Origin of the sequence: Shewanella sp. NKUCC06_TVS, from assembly GCF_019345515.1 — a bacterium.
Taxonomy (GTDB): domain Bacteria; phylum Pseudomonadota; class Gammaproteobacteria; order Enterobacterales; family Shewanellaceae; genus Shewanella; species Shewanella oncorhynchi.
In genome coordinates this window covers 1-21,903 of sequence record NZ_JAHKQX010000003.1, presented here as the reverse complement: position 1 = coordinate 21,903, position 21,903 = coordinate 1, and the positions used below count along the sequence as shown (strand labels likewise).

Annotated in this window: 20 protein-coding genes; 10 read left to right on the top strand and 10 right to left on the bottom strand. The window is 46.1% G+C overall.

What is annotated here, in order from left to right; genetic code table 11:
- Positions 1-151: 151 nt before the first annotated feature.
- The 3 genes from KO531_RS03990 to KO531_RS03980 form a co-directional block, all read right to left on the bottom strand.
- Positions 152-1,501 carry an anti-phage deoxyguanosine triphosphatase gene (locus KO531_RS03990; RefSeq protein WP_219250450.1) on the bottom strand — a complete coding sequence of 450 codons (1,350 nt, stop codon included), beginning with the start codon at positions 1,499-1,501 and terminating at the stop codon, positions 152-154.
- A gap of 25 nt (positions 1,502-1,526) precedes the next feature.
- Positions 1,527-2,114 (bottom strand): 5'-deoxynucleotidase, encoded by a 588-nt coding sequence (gene yfbR / locus KO531_RS03985; protein WP_219250449.1) that lies wholly within the window; start codon positions 2,112-2,114, stop codon positions 1,527-1,529.
- A 209-nt stretch (positions 2,115-2,323) separates the two neighbouring features.
- The gene (locus KO531_RS03980; RefSeq protein ID WP_105252462.1) at positions 2,324-3,538 is read right to left on the bottom strand and encodes a pyridoxal phosphate-dependent aminotransferase; all 1,215 of its coding nucleotides are present in this window, start codon (positions 3,536-3,538) and stop codon (positions 2,324-2,326) included.
- A 754-nt stretch (positions 3,539-4,292) separates the two neighbouring features.
- On the opposite strand from KO531_RS03980, the gene KO531_RS03975 reads away from it, so the two are divergent.
- Positions 4,293-5,675 (top strand): Na+/H+ antiporter NhaC family protein, encoded by a 1,383-nt coding sequence (locus tag KO531_RS03975; RefSeq protein WP_028759992.1) that lies wholly within the window; start codon positions 4,293-4,295, stop codon positions 5,673-5,675.
- Between the two features lie 285 nt (positions 5,676-5,960).
- Complete coding sequence (locus tag KO531_RS03970; RefSeq protein WP_219250448.1) at positions 5,961-7,295, top strand: glutamine synthetase family protein; 1,335 nt, start codon at positions 5,961-5,963, stop codon at positions 7,293-7,295.
- Between the two features lie 146 nt (positions 7,296-7,441).
- On the opposite strand, the gene efp is transcribed toward KO531_RS03970, so the two are convergent.
- The 6 genes from efp to KO531_RS03940 all read right to left on the bottom strand — a co-directional run bounded on the left by efp (position 7,442) and on the right by KO531_RS03940 (position 11,290).
- Positions 7,442-8,002, bottom strand: coding sequence for an elongation factor P (efp, locus tag KO531_RS03965; RefSeq protein WP_105252465.1), 561 nt, complete (start codon positions 8,000-8,002; stop codon positions 7,442-7,444).
- A 45-nt stretch (positions 8,003-8,047) separates the two neighbouring features.
- Positions 8,048-9,229: an elongation factor P maturation arginine rhamnosyltransferase EarP gene (gene earP / locus KO531_RS03960; RefSeq protein WP_219250447.1), complete on the bottom strand. Its 1,182-nt coding sequence runs from the start codon at positions 9,227-9,229 to the stop codon at positions 8,048-8,050.
- A gap of 96 nt (positions 9,230-9,325) precedes the next feature.
- Positions 9,326-9,853, bottom strand: coding sequence for a flavodoxin FldA (fldA, locus tag KO531_RS03955; RefSeq protein WP_006081576.1), 528 nt, complete (start codon positions 9,851-9,853; stop codon positions 9,326-9,328).
- A gap of 54 nt (positions 9,854-9,907) precedes the next feature.
- The gene (ybfE, locus tag KO531_RS03950) at positions 9,908-10,180 is read right to left on the bottom strand and encodes a LexA regulated protein (RefSeq protein ID WP_006081577.1); all 273 of its coding nucleotides are present in this window, start codon (positions 10,178-10,180) and stop codon (positions 9,908-9,910) included.
- A 10-nt stretch (positions 10,181-10,190) separates the two neighbouring features.
- A complete protein-coding gene (locus tag KO531_RS03945; RefSeq protein WP_006081578.1) occupies positions 10,191-10,412 on the bottom strand; it encodes a DUF2788 domain-containing protein in 222 nt (73 codons plus the stop codon).
- A gap of 101 nt (positions 10,413-10,513) precedes the next feature.
- Positions 10,514-11,290 (bottom strand): alpha/beta fold hydrolase, encoded by a 777-nt coding sequence (locus KO531_RS03940; RefSeq protein ID WP_219250446.1) that lies wholly within the window; start codon positions 11,288-11,290, stop codon positions 10,514-10,516.
- A gap of 298 nt (positions 11,291-11,588) precedes the next feature.
- Between KO531_RS03940 and seqA the strand changes: the two genes are divergently transcribed.
- Positions 11,589-12,131, top strand: a complete 543-nt coding sequence (seqA, locus tag KO531_RS03935; RefSeq protein ID WP_219250445.1) for a replication initiation negative regulator SeqA — start codon at positions 11,589-11,591, stop codon at positions 12,129-12,131.
- Positions 12,132-12,204: 73 nt separating this feature from the next.
- Entirely contained in the window at positions 12,205-13,857 is a 1,653-nt protein-coding gene (pgm, locus tag KO531_RS03930; RefSeq protein ID WP_219250444.1) for a phosphoglucomutase (alpha-D-glucose-1,6-bisphosphate-dependent), read from the top strand.
- A gap of 111 nt (positions 13,858-13,968) precedes the next feature.
- On the opposite strand, the gene msrA is transcribed toward pgm, so the two are convergent.
- Positions 13,969-14,448, bottom strand: a complete 480-nt coding sequence (msrA, locus tag KO531_RS03925) for a peptide-methionine (S)-S-oxide reductase MsrA (protein ID WP_012587710.1) — start codon at positions 14,446-14,448, stop codon at positions 13,969-13,971.
- Positions 14,449-14,790: 342 nt separating this feature from the next.
- Here msrA and astE point away from each other — a divergent pair, with 342 nt between their 5' ends.
- The 6 genes from astE to KO531_RS03895 all read left to right on the top strand — a co-directional run.
- Positions 14,791-15,825 carry a succinylglutamate desuccinylase gene (gene astE / locus KO531_RS03920; protein WP_071939818.1) on the top strand — a complete coding sequence of 345 codons (1,035 nt, stop codon included), beginning with the start codon at positions 14,791-14,793 and terminating at the stop codon, positions 15,823-15,825.
- Positions 15,826-15,987: 162 nt separating this feature from the next.
- Positions 15,988-17,166 (top strand): thiamine pyrophosphate-dependent dehydrogenase E1 component subunit alpha, encoded by a 1,179-nt coding sequence (locus KO531_RS03915; RefSeq protein WP_113939702.1) that lies wholly within the window; start codon positions 15,988-15,990, stop codon positions 17,164-17,166.
- A 3-nt stretch (positions 17,167-17,169) separates the two neighbouring features.
- Positions 17,170-18,147 (top strand): alpha-ketoacid dehydrogenase subunit beta, encoded by a 978-nt coding sequence (locus KO531_RS03910; RefSeq protein WP_219250443.1) that lies wholly within the window; start codon positions 17,170-17,172, stop codon positions 18,145-18,147.
- Between the two features lie 9 nt (positions 18,148-18,156).
- Positions 18,157-19,779: a dihydrolipoyllysine-residue acetyltransferase gene (locus tag KO531_RS03905; protein ID WP_219250442.1), complete on the top strand. Its 1,623-nt coding sequence runs from the start codon at positions 18,157-18,159 to the stop codon at positions 19,777-19,779.
- Positions 19,780-19,911: 132 nt separating this feature from the next.
- Positions 19,912-20,994 carry a quinolinate synthase NadA gene (nadA, locus tag KO531_RS03900; RefSeq protein ID WP_028759980.1) on the top strand — a complete coding sequence of 361 codons (1,083 nt, stop codon included), beginning with the start codon at positions 19,912-19,914 and terminating at the stop codon, positions 20,992-20,994.
- Between the two features lie 155 nt (positions 20,995-21,149).
- Positions 21,150-21,903, top strand: a 754-nt coding sequence (locus KO531_RS03895) for an IS4 family transposase (protein WP_251068841.1), incomplete at its 3' end; no start/stop codon positions are given.

Here is a 21,903-nt window from a genome sequence, read left to right as displayed (position 1 = left end):
CGCGAGGTGGTTTTTTGTCTTTTATTTTTCGCATTTTGATAAAGAACGGCTGCGATAGCTGACTCTGTAGAAAGTCTGGTTTTTACAGTAACTCGCACATTTACAAACGGTCTGGATTTATAGCAAGTCGGGCTACGTAATGTCAGCTTGGCTACATTTCCTTACTCAATTCGATATTTGAGCCCGCTTTGGGGCTAAATAGCTGTTGATACAGTCGCCCCGCAAACTCATCTGTCATCCCCGAAATATAGTCCGCCAACACTCTGTGACTGTTTAAGCCTTGTTGCTCACTTTCGCGCCAGCGCTCTTGGGTGTTCAGTGGCAGCAAACGCTCGGGATCGGAAGCGAAGGCTTCGAATAATCCCATCACAATCTGCTGGCCCTTATATTCGAGCATTTGGATCTCAGGTTTACGGATCACGTAATTATAAACCAGTTGCTTGAGCACATTGAGCGCAATGGCAAATTCTGGCTCTAACGTCGCATTAAAGCGCAATAATGGCTCTTCGAACACGTCATCTTCTGAGATAACAATAGCGGTGACAAAGCCATTAACGAGTGTGCCTATGGCATCTTTACGCAGGTGATGCTCATGGGAAAACAGCTTGTTGCCAATATCTGCCAGCTCTTGTTTTATCCACGCATCACTGCTGCTGGTCAGTGTCGGCGCCACATCTTGATGCCACTGGGACGCTGTGACTATGCCCATCACAATCGCATCTTCGAGATCGTGCACCGCATAGGCGATGTCATCTGCCAGTTCCATAATCGAGCAATCGAAGGATTTAAACTGGGTTCGCAGATGTGGATAGTGGTGCAGGGCGGGGTGTGAACCTTGCTGTGTCGAGGTAAAACGACGGCTATCCGCCTCAGACAAAGGCTCAAGCACCCAAGCGAAGATGTCGTTATCATCGTCGAAAATGCCCTTAACCGGCGGCCATTGTGACGGCTTGAGCTGTCTATGGTTGGTGATTTCATTATGTTCACCCGCGACAAATAGCCTCGAGTGCGGCGCGGGGTATTTTAAAATCCCGAGCATGGTACGCCGACACAAGTTCATCCCAAAATCTAATGTATAGGGCTCAAGCTTAGATAAAATGCGAAAAGTTTGGCCGTTACCTTCAAAACCGCCGTGGTCGCGCATCATGTAATTCAATGCGACTTCGCCGCCATGGCCGAAGGGAGGATGACCAATATCGTGGGCTAAACATAAGGACTCTAATAAGCTCATAGAGCAAAGCAGTTGTTTATGTTGTGGATATTTGCGTCTGAGCTGCGCGGCTATGCCAGTGCCAATTTGCGAGACTTCGAGTGAGTGGGTTAATCGGGTGCGATAGAAGTCATTCATGCCAACGCCGAGCACTTGGGTCTTGGCCTGAAGGCGGCGAAAGGCGGCCGAGTGGAGAATACGCGCCCTGTCTCTTTGGTAGGGGCTGCGGTGATCAAAGCGCCGTTGTTTATCTTCACCATGACGGCGTTCTTGCCAAACACTTGAAGTCATATGCATTCCTAGCGAGAGTGGAAAATCAAAGCATCTTGTTAATTTCGTCTAAATTCAAGGTGAAACTGGGTACAAAGCAGTTCATAAAATACTGTACTGCAGGATCGGGATTCGTCGCCAGCATGTCTTCAAGTCGCTTGCGGGCGGTATTGAATTCACTGTTGCCGGCGCGGTTTTCTTCAAGGCATTTAAGGTAAGCGCACAGAGTATCGGCGGATTTAACTATGGTCTTGTAAACGGGATCGGCGTAATCGCTGATGAACAGATTGCGATAATCTTCTTTAAATTCCTCAGGTACCATATCTAACATGCGCTGCTCGGCAATCGCCTCAATCTTTTTATACTCGGCTTCAATTTCTTTATTGAAGTATTTCACTGGCGTCGGTAAGTCACCCGTGAGAATTTCACTGGCATCGTGAAAAATCGCCAAACTGGTGGCTTGATGGGGATCGAGCGTCGTGCCGAACTTTTTATTGCTGATGATCACCAGTGCATGGGCCACCATAGCAACTTGTAGCGAGTGTTCTTGAACATTTTCAGTGCGAACGTTGTACATCAAAGGCCAGCGTTGGATAAGTTTCATGCGAGCTAAATGCGCAAATAAATGACTCATAGTTTTCCTGCTAAAGAGTGAAATCGGAAGGCGACAAGCTGCAATGGAAGACATGAAACGAGTGAGTAGGCAGTATTGACGCTAGTGAAGTCTTAGATTATCACAGCCTTGGATGACACGTGAGCATGAGCGTAGAGGATTTAAAGAAATAGCTAAAAATAAAGCGACCACTAGGATCGCTTTATGACTCAAACCGTTAAAGGGATATTCTATTGTCGATAGTTTTCGAGGAAGGCGCCAAACTCAGTAAATGCTTTCTTCAGATCTTCTTTATAGGGCAAGAAAACCACTCGTAAATGGTCAGGCTCAGGCCAGTTAAAGGCCGTGCCGTGCACTAACAGGATTTTCTTTTCTCTGAGTAAATCCAGCACTAAACGCTCATCATCCCTTAGGTTGAATTTCTTCATATCCAGTTTAGGGAAGGCATAGAGTGCGCCCTTTGGTTTTTTAACGCTCACACCTGGAATTTGGTTAAGTAATTCATAACAGGCATCCCTTTGAACTGTGAGGCGGCCATTAGGCAAAATAAGCTCGTTAATACTCTGATAACCGCCGAGCGCGGTTTGAATTGCATGTTGATTGGGTACGTTTGCACAGAGGCGCATCGAGGACAGCATTTCTAAGCCTTCGATGTAACTTTTAGCAGCCTTAAGATTGCCAGATAACATCATCCAACCAACACGAAATCCTGCTGCACGATAAGCCTTTGATAAACCGTTAAAAGTAACAGTTAAAATATCATCTGATAGACCCGCAGCAGGAATATGCTTGGCTTCATCGTATAAAATTTTATCGTAAATTTCATCGGCAAAAAGGATCAGATCATGTTGACGACACAGTTCAACCACTTGCAGCAGTAATTCTCTGCTGTATACCGCTCCGGTTGGGTTGTTCGGGTTAATCAGCACTATGCCGCGAGTACGTGATGAAATTTTACTTTTAATGTCGTTGAGATCGGGGAACCAGTCCGCTTCTTCATCGCAGCGATAATGCACAGCCTTGCCGCCCGCGAGATTCGCCGCTGCTGTCCACAGGGGATAATCTGGTGAGGGGATTAAGATCTCATCATCGGTATTTAGCAGGCCTTGCATTGCCATCATAATGAGTTCTGAAACGCCGTTACCTATATAGATATCTTCGATATCGACACCAAAAATCCCTTGGGCTTGATAATGCTGCACTATGGCCTTACGGGCAGAGAATAATCCTTTTGACTCACAGTAGCCTTGGGCACTGGGTAAATTGAGGATCACATCGCGCACAATTTCTTCAGGCGCTTCGAAACCGAAGGGGGCCGGATTACCAATGTTGAGTTTGAGGATTCGATGCCCCTCGTCTTCTAAACGTCTGGCTTCCTTGTGCACTGGGCCGCGGATGTCATAGCAAACGGTATCCAGCTTGTTGGATTTGATGATAGGGCGCATTTACACCTCGGAACATGCATAAAGTTTTGGCTTAAGTTAGCGCACCATAACGAAATTTCATTGTAGATGAAAGGGGGGATAAGCACAGAATTGCGCTTTTTTTATAAATACCCCTCAGTTAAATATGCTTTAACAGTCGATTAAAGAAATATGCACAAGTTTTATGTTCTGATATTTGTATGATTTTAAGATTGTTTATCTGTTGGGTTGGTGGAGGAATCTTGTTTATGTTTTTTCATTTCGAAAGATGAAAATGCGTTTTCATTAGCTGACTCATATTTGATTTTTCTATATTAGCCATATTAATCGTGACAGAAGAAAATGTATTTTAGCGGATACTTAATGGTTGATTTTTAATCACAGATTTTTGATAAGGTAAACTTATGCAAGCGGCATTTTATCTTGTGATAATTAGGCATATTTATTGAATGCTTATTAAGCTAAGAAGATCATAAATGTTTAAGTTGCGATGGCGTTAAAAGTCTTCTAAATTATATGGTTATGTAAAATTGTCTCGCGGGAATTAAATTTATTTTCTATCAAGTTAAATTTATAGTTGACTCAATATTCGATGCGCTTTATTTTCTGCGCGATGTTTTTGGCAAGGCACCTTAGATAGCAAGCAATTCGCGGGTTTTATCTTCAGGGTTAGTCATCATGAAGCAGCTGTGTTGACGTTCTGAATCGTGTTGATTTCAGACGTTATTCTAAAACCATTTGCCTTTTAGGCGATTTATTTAGAGGACCTAAGTGCATGTCTGAACCGACAGCGTTAAGTCTCATTCCACCTTTGGTGGTATTGGTGTTAGCTATTTGGTTACGCCGTCCTATTTTATCTTTGATCATAGGTGCGGTAACCGGTTTCCTGTTACTCGATCCCAGTCAAGTCTTAAACAATTTTGCTAGTGTGTCATTGAAGGTTATGGCCGATGAAACCATAGGTTGGTTGATTCTGGTGTGTGGTGGTTTTGGTGCGCTCATCGCACTTTTAGTACGAACTGGCGGCGCATTAGCGTTTGGCCGCAATGCACTTAAATTGGCGAAAGGACCTAAATCTTCCCTATTAATGACTTTTATCCTTGGGATCGTGATTTTTATCGATGACTATCTCAATGCGTTGACCGTGGGTGAAACCATGAAGCGTGTAACGGATAAATTTAAAGTGTCCCGTGAAATGCTCGCCTATGTCGTGGACTCCACCGCCGCGCCCGTGTGTGTGTTAGTGCCATTATCGACTTGGGCGGTATTTTTTGGTGGATTACTGGTGGATAACGGTGTGGCAGCCGAAGGTCAAGGCATTGCAGTTTATATGCAAGCTATTCCTTACATGCTTTATGCTTGGTTAGCTGTGGCTATGGTGCTACTTGTCGCATTAGGTATTGTGCCCGCCATTGGTCCAATGAAGGCTGCGCAGCTACGCGCTGCCCAAGGTGAACCCGCTGAAGCGCAAGTGGATTTCGACCAAGTTCAAACTTCGGATGAATATGCGGTTAAAGCCATAGAAGAGGAATTTAAGCACGCCGATAATCAGGGCAAACTGCATAACTTTTTAGTGCCTATTGGTTTGTTAGTTGCCTTTACCGTGTACTTTGATATCGACGTGTGGAAAGGCTTACTGGCGACCTTAGTTATCACGATTCCTTATTATGCAGTGCAGCGTTTGATGCCATTTTCAGAGATGATGGACCAAATGATCGATGGCTTTAAAAGCATGCTACCGGCCATTAGCACTGTGATTGCGGCGTTTGTGTTTAAGGATGTGTGCGATCAGTTATTACTGCCGCAGTACGTCATTGAGTCATTAAGCCCATTTATGACACCTAAATTGCTGCCTGCGGTAGTGTTCTTATCTATGGCTATACTCGCGTTTGCCACAGGTTCGAGCTGGGGTATATTTGCCGTGACGATTCCTATTGTAATGCCATTAGCGCAAGCGGTTGGGGCGGACATCCCATTAGTCATTGGGGCCTTATTGTCTGCATCATCATTTGGTAGCCAAGCGTGCTTTTACTCAGATTCAACCGTATTGGCCGCCCAAGGCTCAGGTTGTAACTTAGTGAGCCATGCTGTGACTCAGTTACCTTATGCACTTATCGCAGCAGTAATAGCATTTATCGGCTTTATTGTGATTGCATAACTTCTGTCATGATTAATATAAGAAACCAGCTACGGCTGGTTTTTTTATGTTTGCCGTAATGGGGTTAGGCGGCTAGGGTGAGTAAAGAGTGATGAGGCTTGAACTAGAATAAACACGATTACACTACTAAATGAAGATTTTCAACTGATGTCAAATTATATTTTACGGAATTGTCATTTATATTTTACATATTTCATCGTCGCCATGTAGCTTTTCAAATCAAAGCCTGATTATACTTTGCATCCTTCAGGGCATTATTTTCAACATTAGTGGCAAACGAATCAAATGGACTCAACTCTTCTTACTGCGTTTTTCGAGCACGGCACAATACGTGATGTCGAGTGTTTATTCCCTGATATTTCAGGCTATCCAAGGGGAAAGCTTATGCCAGCCCGAAGTTTTGCTCAGGGTGCTGAATTACGTATTGCCCAAGCGATTTCGATGCAAGCGATTACCGGTGAGTATTCCTACGATCCAGTTTTCCCTGATGCAGATCCTGATCTTTTACTCGTCCCCGATTACAGCACCCTCAAGATGATCCCATGGAGCACAGTGCCGCGCGCATTTGCCATCCATGACTGTGTATTACTGGATGGCAATTTATGTCCATTTGCGCCGCGCTCTATGTTAAAAAATGTGTTGGCCCGTTACCAAGCCCTTGGGTTAACGCCCGTGGTGGCCCCTGAGATTGAGTTTTATCTGACTGAAGCCAATACCGATCCGAGTGTGCCGTATCAGGCACCCATGTCAAAAAGTGGCCGAGCTGAAAATGGTCAATCTGCGTTTAGCATGAATATGCTCAATGAACTCGCGCCATTTTGGGATGAGTTTAATGCCGCCATCGATGCGATTGGGATTAAAGGTGATACTTGGATCCATGAGATGGGGCTATCGCAATATGAAATTAACTTAGTGCATGGCGATCCGCTGGCCTTAGCGGATCAAGCCTTTATGTTTAAATACGCGGCGAAAGAAATCGCCATAAAACATGGTTTGAATGCGATTTTTATGGCAAAACCCATAGCGGGTCAACCCGGCAGTTCTATGCATTTACATCAAAGTGTCGTCGATGATAAAGGTCATAATATTTTCAGCCATGCTGATGGTAGCGACACTGACCGTTTTCACCACTACATCGGCGGATTACAAAAGTATCTACCTGATTTAATGTTGTTATTCGCACCCAATATCAATTCATTTAGACGTTACATTTCCGGCAGTCAAGCGCCGATTAATTTAAGTTGGGGCGTTGATAATCGCACCACGGGCCTACGTGTGCCATTAAGTGCTCCAGTAGCGAGACGGGTAGAGAATCGTATTGCGGGCGCCGATGCTAATCCATACCTGATGATTGCCGCATCTTTGGCTGCGGGCCTAGCCGGAATGGAAGAAAAATTATCGCCAAGTGCACCAGAAACCGGGAGCGCCTACGATAGCAGCCATGACCTCGCGCAGACATTTTTAGCTGCATTAACACAAATGCGCCAAAGTGATTCGGCACGACGCTTACTCGGGGACGATTTTGTCACTGGCTTTGTATCGGTGAAGGAAATTGAATTCCAAAGTTATTTGAGTGAGATAGGGGCTTGGGAGCGACGTTTCTTAGGACCGCAATGCTAACGCTTTTATGAATAAGGGAATTATTACTTATAAAAGTTTTAACCCCTTCAATGACTCAAGAGTCTTAAAAATGAGTGACTAAAAAACAGCAACAAAAAAGCCAGTGCAAGCACTGGCTTTTCTTCGTCTGGAAACGAGAAGGGCGATTAAACGCGCTTCTTGAATTCACCAGTACGAGTGTCGATTTCAATTTTGTCGCCTACTTTCACGAAGTCAGCAACACTTACTGTGCCACCGCCAGTGATAGTCGCTGGCTTCATCACTTTACCTGAAGTATCGCCACGAGCTGAAGGCTCAGTGTAGATCACTTCACGTACGATAGTGGTTGGCATTTCAACAGAGATAGCTTTGCCATCATAGAAAGTCACTTGGCAAGTTTCTTCCATACCGTCAACGATATAAGCCGCTGCATCACCTAGGTTTTCAGCTTCTACGTCGTATTGGTTGTATTCTGCATCCATGAATACAAACATAGGATCTGCAAAGTAAGAATATGTGCAGTCAAGACGATCTAGGATGATGTCTTCTAACTTATCTTCACCTTTGAAAGTCGTTTCAGTACCAGAGTTAAGCAGCAAGTTTTTCAACTTTAACTTAACGATAGCAGCGTTACGGCCAGAACGAGTTGTTTCAGTTTTCTGCACAACCCATGGGCTGCCATCTAACATGATCACGTTACCAGGACGGATTTCATGAGCAGTTTTCATTACACTATTTCCTATATTTAGATTTTTCTGTTTTCGCGCAGTATCTTAGCTGTTTTTAACGAACTGAACTAGTCGAGTAGCGAGATCTGCAGCATTTAATGCATTAATTGGCCATTGTTTAGCATGGTGATGCAACAAGGGCAAATTAACAGGATTAAGGTTTTGCCAGTGAAGGCTCACGGCTGATTGCTGTGCTTGGTTGAACGCGAGATTCAATTCAGACCAATAACAAGCAATTTTAGGTGGCAGATTATCGCAGTAAAGTTTGAGAAAAGCTTCTAATTTTACGAGGTGATAATCATCTTCTTGGGGATAAATGTGCCAAATGAAGGGTTTTGCGGCCCATTGGGCACGTAAAAAGGAATCTTCACCGCGCACGATATTAAAATCACAGCTCCAGAGCAGGCGATCAAACCCCTGTTGGTCAGTCATAGGTAAAATATGCAGGGTTAAATTGCCATGATTTATCTGTTGACCCGGCACTAGAGCGGCAATTTCACATGGCAGTAAATGCGTCAGACTGTTTAAGCTACGCCCCTTGGGGATCAGCGCATGGATTTTTTCTGCCGATTGCTGCCATAACTCACATAATGCAGGTAGCGCCTCGGTCTCATAGCTAAAAACGCTAATAACAGTGTCTTGTGCCTGAATGTCCTTAAGACCTAGATTAGTAAAAAGCTGCAATTTATTGGCAGTATCAGCTTGCCAAGCATCACGCTCGGTAAACAACTTTTGCTCGCAAATGAGTCCACCCGTTTTGGCGCTAAAACCGGGAAAGTAGAAATACTTCTTCAAACCATTGGCCTGTAACGATGGCAAACCATGGCAGCCTTCAACCCAATCCTCTGCGCTTAAATACTCTAAATTCAGCCAAACAGGTACAGATTTTGGGGCGTTCTGATGTAAATAAGCCAGCTGCGCTTTTACCTGTTCGGGGAGTTCACAGGCAAAGGCTTCGATGAGCACTGCTCCTGCGAAAAACGCTACAGGCAAAGGCTCTTTCCAATGAATAATATTCACACCATTAAAGGTTTGAGTGGCTTTTAGTGGTTCGAGTGTCGGTAAAATATGGGAGAAGCTTGCGAGGTCGTCGACCCACAGATTAACAGGGATCTGATACTCATTGGCTATTTGTTTTGCTAAACGCCAAGTGACGCCAATATCGCCGTAGTTATCAACGACGGTGCAAAAAATATCCCAGTGATTGGAGCGGGGTGTGTTGGTCATGAGTGTGGTATGTCGTTATTCTTAGTTACAACAAGTCAGAAATATATGCATAAAAAAAAGCGGCGTTAAGCCGCTTTAATCAAATGGTTAACAGAATTAATCTTCTAATTCAGCTAAACACATTTCTTCGTAAATTTGCTTAACCCAAGCATCAACACGTTCTTCAGTCAGCTCTGGTTGGCGATCTTCATCGATACCTAAACCAATAAAGTGGTCGTCATCGACTTGACCTTTAGAGGCTTCAAAATTGTAGCTTGCAGTTGGCCAATGGCCGATGATGATACCACCACGGGCCTGAACGATATCGCCAACCATGCCCATGGCATCAAGGAAATACTCAGCGTAGTCTTCTTGATCACCACAACCAAAAATAGCGACAAGTTTGTCAGTAAAATCAATTTGCTCTAATTCAGGGAAGAAATCATCCCAGTCACATTGCGCTTCACCGTAATACCAGGTCGGGATGCCGAACAGCAGCAAGTCATACTCTGCAATCTGTTCTTTGGTACTTTTGGCGATATCTTTCACCTCAACCATTTTTTTACCCAGTTTTTTCTGGATCATCTTGGCTACAGCTTCGGTGTTACCTGTGTCGCTACCGAAAAAAAGACCTACAGTTGCCATTGTCTATCCTTTAATGTCTAGTTCACTTATTAGGTTAATCTTGCTGGTACTCGTTCAGCACTCAACTTGTTGCTGAAGAATTAATTCGATTAACTGGCTACGGCTGATGTTACTGGCCAATGCCTGCTCATTCAAGGCGTCATACAAATCTTGTGACACCTTTAACTCTATTCGCTTTAATCCGTTGGCTTTATCGCGCTGGATTTGATTGCGTTTGTTGACCTTAAGCTGTTGGCTACGGGACAAAGGATTACTTCTTGGGCGGCCCCGGCGCTTTTCATTGGCAAAAAGGTCAATGGTGGTTCTGTCAGTTGCTTCTTTTGCCATGTTCTTATTGTTAACCGATCCCTGAGCCTTCCCAAGTGATCTGGATAATACCTTTTACAATAAACCCGGCGCAGCCGAGAAATAACACTAACCAAACAATAAATCGACCAAATTTTGGCACGTTACCTTGTTTAAGCACATCGTGGATGGCCATGCCGATAAAGAAAAATATCGAGGCAAAAAACAGGTTCAGGCCGATGGTTTCAATTTGTTCCATGTACTGAGATAACATACTTTCTTAGTCCTTGAGAGTGTTCTAAGGCCAAAAGAGGCGCGAATATATCACAACAAGATGGCGGCTGCCATATGCTTTCGGTCGAGTTTGCTGCTGATTTACATTGAATGTTTGTCAATAAATTCAGACACGATCCGGTTAAAAATGACGGGTTTTTGCGCATGCAACCAATGACCACATCCTTCAAGTGTTTTTGCCTGTGCCGCGGGGAATTGCGCCATGATAGCGCTTCTGTGCTCGCTAGTGACATAATTTGAGTCGCCGCCGCGAATAAACAGACTTGGTCCAGCATAGCTTTGTACTGGATTTAGTGTCTGATTTTGCCAGCCAATAATATTAGGATAACAAGCCTTTAGGCCACTTAAGTTCATTTTCCAACGAAAGCCAGTATCAGTGCGTTGTAGATTTTTGAGTAAAAATTGTGCCGTTGCTTCGTCAATACCATTGTCAATTAAGTGGTTTAGGGCAAAGCGTCTGTCGGTATGGCCTTCTAAGGGCAGACTTTCTAATGCCGCAAACACTGTATCGTGTCTTGGCTCATAGGCGACAGGGGCGATATCGGCTGCCACCATGCTGATAATGCGCTCTGGAAAGGCTAACGCCGTCGCCATGGCGATTTTACCGCCCATGGAGTGACCCACAATATGGGCGCGTTCAATAGCCAGTTCGTCGAGCAAGCTGATCATTGCAGTGGCGAGTCGAGGGTAGTCCATTTGATCCCAATGCTCACTTAAACCATGATTGGGCACATCGATACGAATAACTTGATACTGATTTTCTAATACTTGCCCTAGACCTTTGAGGTTATCTAGATTACCGAACAAGCCGTGGATCAAGAGCACTGCGGGTCCTTGGCCTGTAGAAACAAAGTTCATGGTGATTCCTGTTGGAGATTTTTAGCTTAGCGTGACGCGAATTGTGCCCTTAATGCCGTTGGCTTGACAAGTCAGTTGCCATTTCTATGGTGGGTGCGGCCAGTAACTTGTGTGCTTTTTCGGCAATTGTCGATTAACTGCTAGTTTGCTGTGCTATTTCCCGCACTTTTAGAATAATGGCGCTTTATCAGATTGATAGAGATAGATACACTGGTAACAGATCGCAATGATCTGCCCCGATCGCTGTGGTACACTTTTTTCGGTTAAGCCTGTCGAATAACAAAGGATAATTAAGGTTATGAAATATATCGAAGTAGATGAAGAGCTCTATCGTCATATTGCCAGCAAAACAGAACGTATTGGTGAGAGCGCCTCTGACATTCTTCGTCGATTACTCGGCCTGTCCGTCGATGCGGTCGAACAACCCCAGCCTTTGGCGATTAGCCAACCGAGCCTTGAAGCTGAACCTATTCAGCCCGTCGCGGCGCAAACAGTGCCAGCAGTGAATGATTTTAGTCGCTTAGTCGATGAACATCAGTTATCGCAGCAAAAAGGCGCAGTAGGTCGTTTTCTGTTTTTGCTCGAAAGTTTGTATCAATTAGCCCCAGAGCAATTCTCACAAATTTTGCAGATCCAAGGGCGCGATCGTTTGTATTTTGCTCGCTCTAAGGAGCAACTGCTCGAAGCGAGTGCTTCGGCTAACCCAAAAGAAATTGGTGCAAGTGGTTTCTGGGTAACGAGTAACAACAATACCGCCAAGAAACGCACTATTTTATCGGAAGTTTTAGTGCAATTTGGTTGTGATGCGACAGTAGCAGCGGGCATCGCCGAGCGCGTTTAATCCGCGGATGAGCCAAGTTAGTACGACATTTTTCTACTTTTTCTAATTGTAATTGAGTGCAGGAGAGCCATAGGTGGCAATACATCAAAGGGCAGGACAAATCGCTAATCAGACGGATCTGGTCAATATTCCAAAACTGATGAGCCATTATTACAGCATCACGCCAAATATGGATGACGTACAACAACGCGTCACCTTTGGCACTTCTGGGCACAGAGGCTGCGCCTTCAATGGCAGTTTTAACCAACAACACATTTGGGCGATTACCCAAGCTGTGGTTGACTACCGTCAATCGGCAAATATCGATGGGCCGCTGATCCTTGGGATTGACACCCATGCGTTATCCTATGCGGCCTATTTGTCGGCCATTGAAGTGCTGGCGGCAAATAAAGTCACAGTGCACATCCAGCAGAACGACGGATTTACGCCAACGCCAGTGGTGTCCCATGGGGTGATTTGCGCCAATCGCGAAGCAAATATCACAGGTGCGCCTCTTTCTGATGGTTTGATCATTACGCCTTCCCACAATCCGCCTCAAGATGGCGGGATCAAATACAATCCACCCCATGGCGGACCGGCCGAAGGTAATATCACGGCTTGGATTGAGTCGCGGGCCAATGATTACTTGCGCCATGTGTTAGCTGGCGTGCAAAAATTAGCGTATGCCGAAGCGCTGGCATCAGGCTATGTCAACGCCATTGATTTGATCACGCCCTATGTGGCTGATTTAGAGAATGTTATCGACATGAAGGCGATTGCCAACGCTAAGCTGCGTATCGGTGTTGACCCACTCGGTGGTTCAGGGATTTTCTACTGGGCACCGATTGCTGCGCGTTATGGGCTCGATATCACCTTAGTCAATGATAAGGTTGATCCAAGCTTTAGCTTTATGCCGCTGGATAAAGACGGCAAAATCCGCATGGATTGCTCGTCTCCCTATGCGATGGCAGGTTTACTCGCCCATAAAGAATCCTTTGATTTATGCCTTGGTAATGATCCTGACTATGACCGTCACGGCATCGTTTGCCCTGGTACGGGTTTGATGGATCCGAATCATTATCTTGCGGTCGCTATCGATTATTTACTGACACACAGACCAGATTGGAGCGATACCTTAGCCATAGGTAAAACCTTAGTATCGAGTGCGCTTATCGATAAAATCTGTGCTTTCCACTGCAAAAAGTTACTCGAAGTGCCAGTGGGCTTTAAGTGGTTTGTCGACGGTTTAGCCGAAGCCACAATCGCCTTTGGCGGTGAAGAGAGTGCTGGCGCGGCATTTTTACGCCGTGATGGCAGTACATGGTGCACAGATAAAGACGGCTTCATTTTAGGGTTACTTGCGGCAGAGATCCTTGCGGTGACAGGTAAAACCCCAGGTCAACGCCATCAAGAGCTAGTAAAACAATTTGGCCAAAGTTTCTATAAGCGTATCGATAGCCCAATCAGCCTTGAAAACAAAGCCAAGTTTGCTTTGCTCAATGCCGATACCTTAAATGCCACTGTGCTTGCAGGTGAGACAATCGAAAACGTGTTAACCCATGCGCCAGGCAATAATGCGGCAATTGGCGGCATCAAAGTTACCACAGCTAATGGGTGGTTTGCGGCACGTCCATCGGGCACGGAAGCGTTATTTAAAATCTACGGCGAAAGTTTTATCAGTGAGCAGCATTTAGCTGAAATCATCAAAGATGCGCAGGCATTAATTGATAAGGCGCTGAACGCTTAACGCAGCAGTAGGTTTATAAAGTATTAAAAACAAACGCATTCAGTTTTGAGTGCGTTTTTGTTTATGTCTATTTAAGCTATGAGTATTAAACTCATGCTGATTTGACCGTATTTAGTACTCGATATGACAACTCGGTAAGTTATTCTTATCGATGTAATTTTGATGATATTCCTCTGCCACATGGAACTGTTGCAATGGCACAATTTCAGTCACGATATGGCGTAATCCCCAACGACCTGAGCGGGCAAAAGCTAATTTTGAGGCTTCTGCCGCGGCTTTTTGTTCACTGTCATGGAAGAAAATCGTGCTGCGGTATTGAGTGCCTATATCTCCGCCTTGCATGTTCAGACTGGTTGGATTGTGGTTTTTCCAAAATACCTCGAGCAAGTCTTCATAACTGACCAGGGCAGGGTCAAATTCCACTTGTACCACTTCGGCGTGGCCCGTTTTGCCTTTTTTGACTTCTTCATAGGTGGTCGCGCTATTATTGCCGCCCATGTAACCGCAGGTGGCATTCGATACGCCATTCACTTGTCTAAAAAAATACTCTACGCCCCAGAAACAGCCGGCACCAAAGGTTGCTAACGCCATAATTAAATCCAATAGAAGTCTAGATGGCTAAGGATTGTGATAAAACTCGCGCGCAAAAGCAAGCCTCTAGCAGGAATATTTATGCTGGACGATTTTTCGATAAAGGCATGGGAAATTTACACTCGGCATAGCAAAGCGCCGCGTTGATCTTATTCCGTTCAAAACTGGGTCCTATGGCGATAAATGTCTGAGAACAGCATTAAAAACATGTGTTAGTATTGAAGCCGCTTTTTAAGGTGCGAGTCAGCCTAACCGCGGTGAGATGAATGCTTGAGTGGTTATTGCTATCTGCACTGATGCTATTGCGCCGTTACTGTTACACACCATTATAAGGAGAATTCTGTGTTACAAGCTCTGTTAGATTCAAAGGATTTTTTAGCGCTCACCTTAGCCCATCCTGAACAGTTCGATGGCGAGTTTTCATTTAGCTTAGGCGACCATACCCAAGTTGAAGTGTGGGATACCGGCGTTATCGTTTTTGAGCCCGCCCAGAATGAAGGAAAAGATGTTGTCCTTTCTTGCGGTGTTCACGGTAACGAGACCGCGCCCATTGAACTCTGCAATGGCTTAATTAAGCAGCTTTTACAGCAAAAGATCATCGCTAAACAGCGCACTTTATTCCTAATTGGTAATCCATTAGCGATTAATAACGGCACGCGGATTATCGATGAGAACATGAATCGTCTCTTTAGTGGTGAGCATTCCAATCCTCCGGGATTAGTCAATCCTGAGCGAGTGCGCGCCAAAAAACTCGAAGCCTATGTCGACCGTTTTTATACCGCGGTTGCCGATGGTCGTCAGCGCATTCATTATGATCTGCACACGGCGATGCGCGCCTCGAAGCATGAAAAGTTCGCTATTTATCCCTATCGTCCAGGGCGTGCCTTTAGCGGCGAGCAAATCATGTTTTTAGCCGCAAGCGGCGTCGATACGGTACTTTTTCACCACGAACCGACCACGACCTTTAGCTATTTTTCCTCCGAACGCTACGGCGCCGATGCCTTTACCATTGAGCTTGGCAAAGTGTATCCCATGGGGCAGAACGACATGACGCGTTTTATTGCGACCCATGAAATGTTTATGCGCTTGATCACCGCTAAGCCGTTGGAGTTAGATGCATTTGATGCCGATAAGGTTAACTTGTATCAAGTGTGCCGCGTCATCAATAAACATTTCGATGATTTTGAATTTACCTTCGCAACCGATGTCGAAAACTTCAGATCTTTCCCGAAAGGTTTTGTATTAGCGCGGGAAGGTGGGCAAGAAATTAAAGTGGAACATGAGTTTGAGTCTGTCGTGTTCCCTAATGCCAAAGTGCCTATTGGCAATCGCACTGTGATTTGCCTGATCCCTGCGGTGAATGCGGATGTGCGTTAGGCTTGTAAAGCAATATATACATGCGAGGCAGGGATAACTTGTGGTTTGAGCTATGCCAATGGTTGATAGGTAGTTTACGTTAACGTAATGTTCGTCGGGCATATTCGTATAAACAGACGCATCAAAACGCTTTGGTGCGTAATGAGATAACAAGAGCACAATATGAGCAAAGCAACACTCAACACTGATACAGTGCACCGTGTCGGCTTCTTGGATAAGGCATCGCTACACATTCCTATCCTTCGAATTCTACAAGCCGACGGCACCACTTATGAAACCGCGGTTTTGCCTGTGATAGATGAAACCTTAGCCACTAAAATTTACGATACCTGTGTATTCACTCGGGTACTTGATGAACGTATGCTTGGCGCCCAGCGTCAAGGACGCATCAGCTTCTACATGACCTGTACGGGTGAAGAAGCGGCGATTGTCGGCAGTGTGGCCGCACTCGATCAAGAAGATGTGATCCTCGCACAATATCGTGAGCATGCGGCGCTGCGTTATCGCGGCTTTACCACTGAACAGTTTATGAATCAGATGTTCAGTAACGAGAAAGATCTTGGTAAAGGTCGCCAAATGCCAATCCATTACGGCAGTGCGGCATTGCATTATCAAACGATTTCGTCACCGTTAGCCACGCAAATCCCGCAGGCGACTGGTGTGGGCTACAGCTTAAAAATGCAAGGTAAGCGCAAAGTCGCGGTTTGTTATTTTGGCGAAGGCGCTGCATCGGAAGGGGATTTTCATGCTGGCCTAAACATGGCCGCGGTACTGAAATGCCCAGTGATTTTCTTCTGTCGTAACAATGGCTACGCGATTTCTACCCCCACTGAAGAGCAGTTTGCTGGAAACGGTATTGCCAGCCGCGGTGTGGGTTATGGCATGCACACCATTCGTGTAGACGGCAATGACATGTTGGCCGTGTTAGCGGCAACCCAGCAAGCCCGTGCCTATGCGATTGAGCATAATGCGCCTGTGCTGATTGAAGCCATGACTTACCGTCTCGGCGCACACTCTTCTTCAGACGATCCCTCAGGTTATCGCTCGAAAGATGAAGAAGCCAAGTGGCAGCAACACGATCCGGTTAAACGCTTCAAATTATGGCTTATCAACAAAGGTTGGTTGGCTGAAGCGGATGATGTGAAACTGCATGAAAAATATCGTGAAGAAGTATTGGCTGCGGTAAAAGTGGCTGAAAAAATTCCTGTGCCTATGCTGGATGAAATTATTGAAGATGTGTACGACAAGCCGACGCCAGTGCTGAAAAAGCAACTCGCCGAGCTTAAAGAACATATCAAGAAATATCCGCAAGCCTATCCAAAAAGTGCAGGGAGACTATAAGCCGTGGCTGAAATGAATATGTTACAGGCCGTCAATGAGGCCTTGTCGATTGCCATGCAAGCCGATGAACGCATGGTGGTTTTTGGTGAAGATGTGGGCCACTTTGGCGGGGTATTTCGCGCCACCTCCGGTCTTCAAGAAAAATTCGGTCGCGCTCGCTGCTTTAATACGCCGTTGACAGAGCAAGGTATTGCCGGTTTTGCCAATGGTTTAGCCTCAAATGGCATGACCGCCGTGGCTGAAATCCAATTCGCCGATTATATCTTTCCGGCGTTCGATCAAATCGTCAACGAGTCGGCTAAGTTCCGTTACCGTAGTGGTAATGAGTTCGATGTCGGTGGATTAGTGTTCCGTACGCCCTATGGCGGCGGCATCGCGGGCGGACATTATCACTCACAATCACCTGAAGCCTATTTTACCCAGACGCCGGGGTTAAAAGTGGTGGTACCACGCAACCCTGAGCAAGCCAAAGGCCTGCTGTTGGCGTCAATCCGTGACAAAAATCCGGTGATCTTCTTTGAGCCTAAGCGTTTATATCGTGCATCGGTTGGCGAAGTGCCAGCGGGCGATTATGAAATTGAACTGGGTAAGGCTGAAGTGGTTCGCGAAGGTAAAGACATCACCTTAGTGGCGTGGGGCGCGCAAATGGAAATCCTTGAAAAAGCCGCCGACATGGCCGCTAAAGAAGGGATCTCCTGTGAAGTTATCGATTTACGCACCTTGTCACCCTGGGATATCGATACCGTTGCCGATTCAGTCAAAAAGACCGGACGTTTACTGGTTAACCATGAAGCGCCATTAACCGGTGGTTTTGCTGGTGAGATAGCGGCGACGATTCAGCAAGAATGCTTCTTGTATCTAGAGTCGCCCATTAGCCGCGTTTGTGGTTTAGATACCCCGTATCCACTCGTCCATGAAAAAGAATATATGCCCGATGCATTCAAAACGTTTGAAGCCATCAAAGCATCAGTGACCTTCTAGGAGTCCGGTATGATTAAAGATTTTATTTTGCCGGACATTGGTGAAGGCGTTGTTGAATGTGAACTCGTTGAATGGCTGGTGAAAGAAGGCGACACTGTCGTTGAAGATCAGCCGATTGCCGATGTCATGACAGACAAAGCCTTAGTGCAAATTCCCGCGCCTTTTGCGGGCGTGGTCACTAAGCTGTATTATGCGAAGGGCGATATTGCGAAAGTGCATGCGCCGCTCTATGCCGTAAAAATTGAAGATGCCGTTGAAATCGCAGGCGAATCTGTTATGGCTGAACCTGCTGCGACGACTGCAAAAGTGACTGAGCCAGTGGCAGTCACAAATGCGACCACGTCATCCCATTCATCAGTCAGTATTGAAGAGTTTTTACTCCCAGATATCGGCGAAGGCATCGTTGAATGTGAGCTAGTTGAATGGTTAGTGAGTGAAGGTGATTGGGTTGAGGAAGATCAACCGATTGCCGACGTGATGACAGATAAAGCGCTGGTGCAAATTCCTGCCATTAAAGCGGGTAAAATTGCCAAACTGCATTATCGCAAAGGTCAGCTAGCTAAAGTACATGCGCCTTTATTTGCCATTGAAGTTGAACAGACGGCTTCTGCACCTACGGCGACAATAAATACAGATACTGTGGCCAATGCGGCTCCAGCAGTCCAGATTGTGAATGCAGAACCTGCTCGTCAAGGTAAAGCCTTAGCGAGCCCTGCGGTTCGTCGTATGGCGCGGTCGTTAGATATCGATTTGAGCCAAGTATCTGGCACAGGAAAGCACGGCCGTGTGTATAAGGAAGACATCACTCGCTTCCAACAAGGCGCGAGCAATGTTTCTGCATCAAGTGCGACTCAGGTAAAAGAGGCGTCAGTTCAAGCGACTCAAACATCTCAAACCCAAGTTCCAACATCTACAGTGACTCAACGCGCTGACACGGTTGAGCCGATTCGCGGCGTAAAAGCTGTGATGGCACGCATGATGGTGGAATCTGTATCGAGCATTCCGCACTTTACCTATTGCGAAGAGTTTGATTTAACAGACTTAGTTGCACTGCGTGAAAGCATGAAAGTGAAGTATTCGTCTGATGAAGTGAAGCTGACCATGATGCCTTTCTTCATGAAGTCAATGTCGCTCGCGTTAGGTCAGTTCCCTGTGATGAACAGTCAAGTGAATGCTGATTGCACTGAACTAACTTACAAGGCACGTCACAATATCGGCATGGCGGTGGATTCTAAAGTCGGTCTCTTGGTACCCAACATCAAAGATGTTCAGGACAAGAGCATTTTAGAAGTGGCGGCAGAAATCACCCGCCTGACCCAAGCAGCCCGCAGCGGCCGCGTGGCGCCAGCGGATCTGAAAGACGGCACTATATCTATTTCTAACATTGGCGCCTTAGGTGGCACAGTGGCGACGCCTATTATCAACAAACCTGAGGTGGCGATTGTGGCCTTAGGTAAGTTGCAAACCCTACCGCGCTTTAACGCGAAAGGGGAAGTCGAAGCTCGCCAAATCATGCAAGTGAGCTGGTCAGGTGACCATAGAGTGATCGATGGCGGTACGATTGCTCGCTTCTGTAATCTGTGGAAACAGTATCTTGAGCAACCTCAAGAGATGTTATTAGCGATGCGCTAAGCCACTGGCACGAATAACTGACATTAAAAGGACGCTAAAAGCGTCCTTTTTTATTTGCTTTGCACAAATGGGTTAATCTTTTGATCCCGATTACGTATAATTCCCGGACGTAGTTATCCTGATGGATGTGTTATGAGTCAGTTAGCCCCCAGCCCATTTGCTCCAACAATAGAAACCATTGATTACCCGTTTCCGCCTAAACCAGTGCCTTTGTCCGATGCGCAAAAAGCCGATTATAAGGCGCGGATCAAACAACTGCTCATTGAAAAAGATGCCGTTCTGGTTGCCCACTATTATACCGATCCTGAAATCCAAGCCCTTGCCGAAGAGACTGGCGGCTGCGTTTCAGACTCCTTAGAAATGGCGCGCTTTGGCCGCGATCACCCAGCAAAAACCTTAATCGTTGCTGGGGTCAAGTTTATGGGCGAAACCGCTAAGATTTTAAGCCCAGAAAAAACCATTTTAATGCCGACCTTAGAAGCCACTTGTTCATTGGACTTAGGTTGCCCAATCGATAAGTTCAGCGCTTTCTGCGACGCGCACCCAGATCATACTGTGGTGGTTTACGCCAATACCTCGGCTGCGGTTAAAGCGCGCGCCGATTGGGTGGTGACATCGAGCATTGCCCTTGAAATCGTTGAGCACTTAGACAGCGAAGGCAAAAAAATCATTTGGGGACCCGATCGTCATTTAGGCAGCTATATTGCCAAGCAGACGGGCGCCGACATGTTGATGTGGCAGGGCGATTGTATCGTTCACGACGAGTTTAAATCTAATGCGCTGCGCGATATGAAAAGCGTTTACCCAGATGCGGCTATTCTTGTGCATCCTGAGTCGCCAGCCAGTGTGGTGGCGATGGCCGATGCAGTTGGCTCGACCAGTCAACTGATTAAAGCAGCGCAGACCATGCCAAATGAGCGTTTTATCGTGGCAACCGATCGCGGCATTTTTTATAAAATGCAGCAGGCGGCGCCAGGTAAAATTTTAATTGAAGCGCCAACGGGCGGAAATGGCGCAACCTGTAAGAGCTGTGCCCACTGTCCTTGGATGGCGATGAACGGTTTGCAGGCAATTGAAGCGTCACTCGCCGACAGCGATAAAACCACCCATGAGATTTTTGTGGATGAAGACTTAAGAGTTAAAGCGCTGATCCCACTGACACGTATGCTGGATTTTGCCAAGACACTGAATATGAAAGTGAAGGGTAATGCCTAAGCGCATTATTTAGCTTCTCTTCAGCCTAATAAAAATCCCTACCATAGCGTCTGTCTCTTCTACACAAATCCCTCGGTTTGCCCCGGGGGATTTTTTTGAACCATTTTTAATTAACCTGATCTGATCCTGACCTTTTGTTTCAGATACCACATGCCATGTTTTTAAGTGAACCATCACTCTGGGCACAGAGCATTTTTCAGCGCGCAAAATTAGGGGATGTACGAAGGACCAAACGGCTTGTACAGTTGGCGGCTCAACTTGCAGCTCATACAGGACAATCTATCGTGCAATCTCTTTCATCCAGTGCAGACATTGAAGCCGCTTATCGCTTTGTCCGTAACGAGCATATCAGTCCGGCAGCGATTGCTGAGGCAGGTTTTGCTGCCACAGTGCAAGCCTGCGAACCATTTGACTGCCTACTGGCGCTGGAAGACACCACGTCGTTGGAGTTCACCCACCCAAGTGTCGTGGAAGAACTTGGACATACCACGTCCCACAAACATTCCAGCGGGCTGGAAGCGCACACGGTTTTATTGTTTGCACCCAAGGCGCAGCAAGTCGTTGGACTGATTGAGCAGCATCGCTGGGCACGCGACCGCGAAGCCTATGGCCAGAAAAAACAACGTGCCAAACGTGATTATGAACAGAAAGAAAGTTACAAATGGCAACGGGCTTCAGCAGCGATGGCGACTCGCTTGGGACCACAGATGCAGAAGGTGATTTCGGTTTGTGACCGTGAAGCCGATATCATCGAATACCTGCGCTTTAAAACCGACACACAACAACGGTTTATTGTGAGCTCGATGCAAAGCCGCTGTATTGAAGAAGACCAGCACAAACTCTATGCGTTTAGTGAGACGCTGCAAAGTGCCGGTGAGCGGATGGTACAGGTGCAACAAAAAGGCGGTC

Bases quoted from the DNA above. Each gene is read 5' to 3' on its own strand.
- ybfE (WP_006081577.1), bottom strand. From the start codon at position 10,180: ATGGCAAAAGAAGCAACTGACAGAACCACCATTGACCTTTTTGCCAAT.
- seqA (WP_219250445.1), top strand. From the start codon at position 11,589: ATGAAATATATCGAAGTAGATGAAGAGCTCTATCGTCATATTGCCAGC.
- KO531_RS03970 (WP_219250448.1), top strand. From the start codon at position 5,961: ATGGACTCAACTCTTCTTACTGCGTTTTTCGAGCACGGCACAATACGT.
- KO531_RS03940 (WP_219250446.1), bottom strand. From the start codon at position 11,290: ATGAACTTTGTTTCTACAGGCCAAGGACCCGCAGTGCTCTTGATCCAC.
- KO531_RS03975 (WP_028759992.1), top strand. From the start codon at position 4,293: ATGTCTGAACCGACAGCGTTAAGTCTCATTCCACCTTTGGTGGTATTG.
- KO531_RS03905 (WP_219250442.1), top strand. From the start codon at position 18,157: ATGATTAAAGATTTTATTTTGCCGGACATTGGTGAAGGCGTTGTTGAA.
- nadA (WP_028759980.1), top strand. From the start codon at position 19,912: ATGAGTCAGTTAGCCCCCAGCCCATTTGCTCCAACAATAGAAACCATT.
- msrA (WP_012587710.1), bottom strand. From the start codon at position 14,448: ATGGCGTTAGCAACCTTTGGTGCCGGCTGTTTCTGGGGCGTAGAGTAT.
- fldA (WP_006081576.1), bottom strand. From the start codon at position 9,853: ATGGCAACTGTAGGTCTTTTTTTCGGTAGCGACACAGGTAACACCGAA.
- KO531_RS03980 (WP_105252462.1), bottom strand. From the start codon at position 3,538: ATGCGCCCTATCATCAAATCCAACAAGCTGGATACCGTTTGCTATGAC.
- KO531_RS03945 (WP_006081578.1), bottom strand. From the start codon at position 10,412: ATGTTATCTCAGTACATGGAACAAATTGAAACCATCGGCCTGAACCTG.
- KO531_RS03915 (WP_113939702.1), top strand. From the start codon at position 15,988: ATGAGCAAAGCAACACTCAACACTGATACAGTGCACCGTGTCGGCTTC.
- yfbR (WP_219250449.1), bottom strand. From the start codon at position 2,114: ATGAGTCATTTATTTGCGCATTTAGCTCGCATGAAACTTATCCAACGC.
- earP (WP_219250447.1), bottom strand. From the start codon at position 9,229: ATGACCAACACACCCCGCTCCAATCACTGGGATATTTTTTGCACCGTC.
- KO531_RS03990 (WP_219250450.1), bottom strand. From the start codon at position 1,501: ATGACTTCAAGTGTTTGGCAAGAACGCCGTCATGGTGAAGATAAACAA.
- efp (WP_105252465.1), bottom strand. From the start codon at position 8,002: ATGAAAACTGCTCATGAAATCCGTCCTGGTAACGTGATCATGTTAGAT.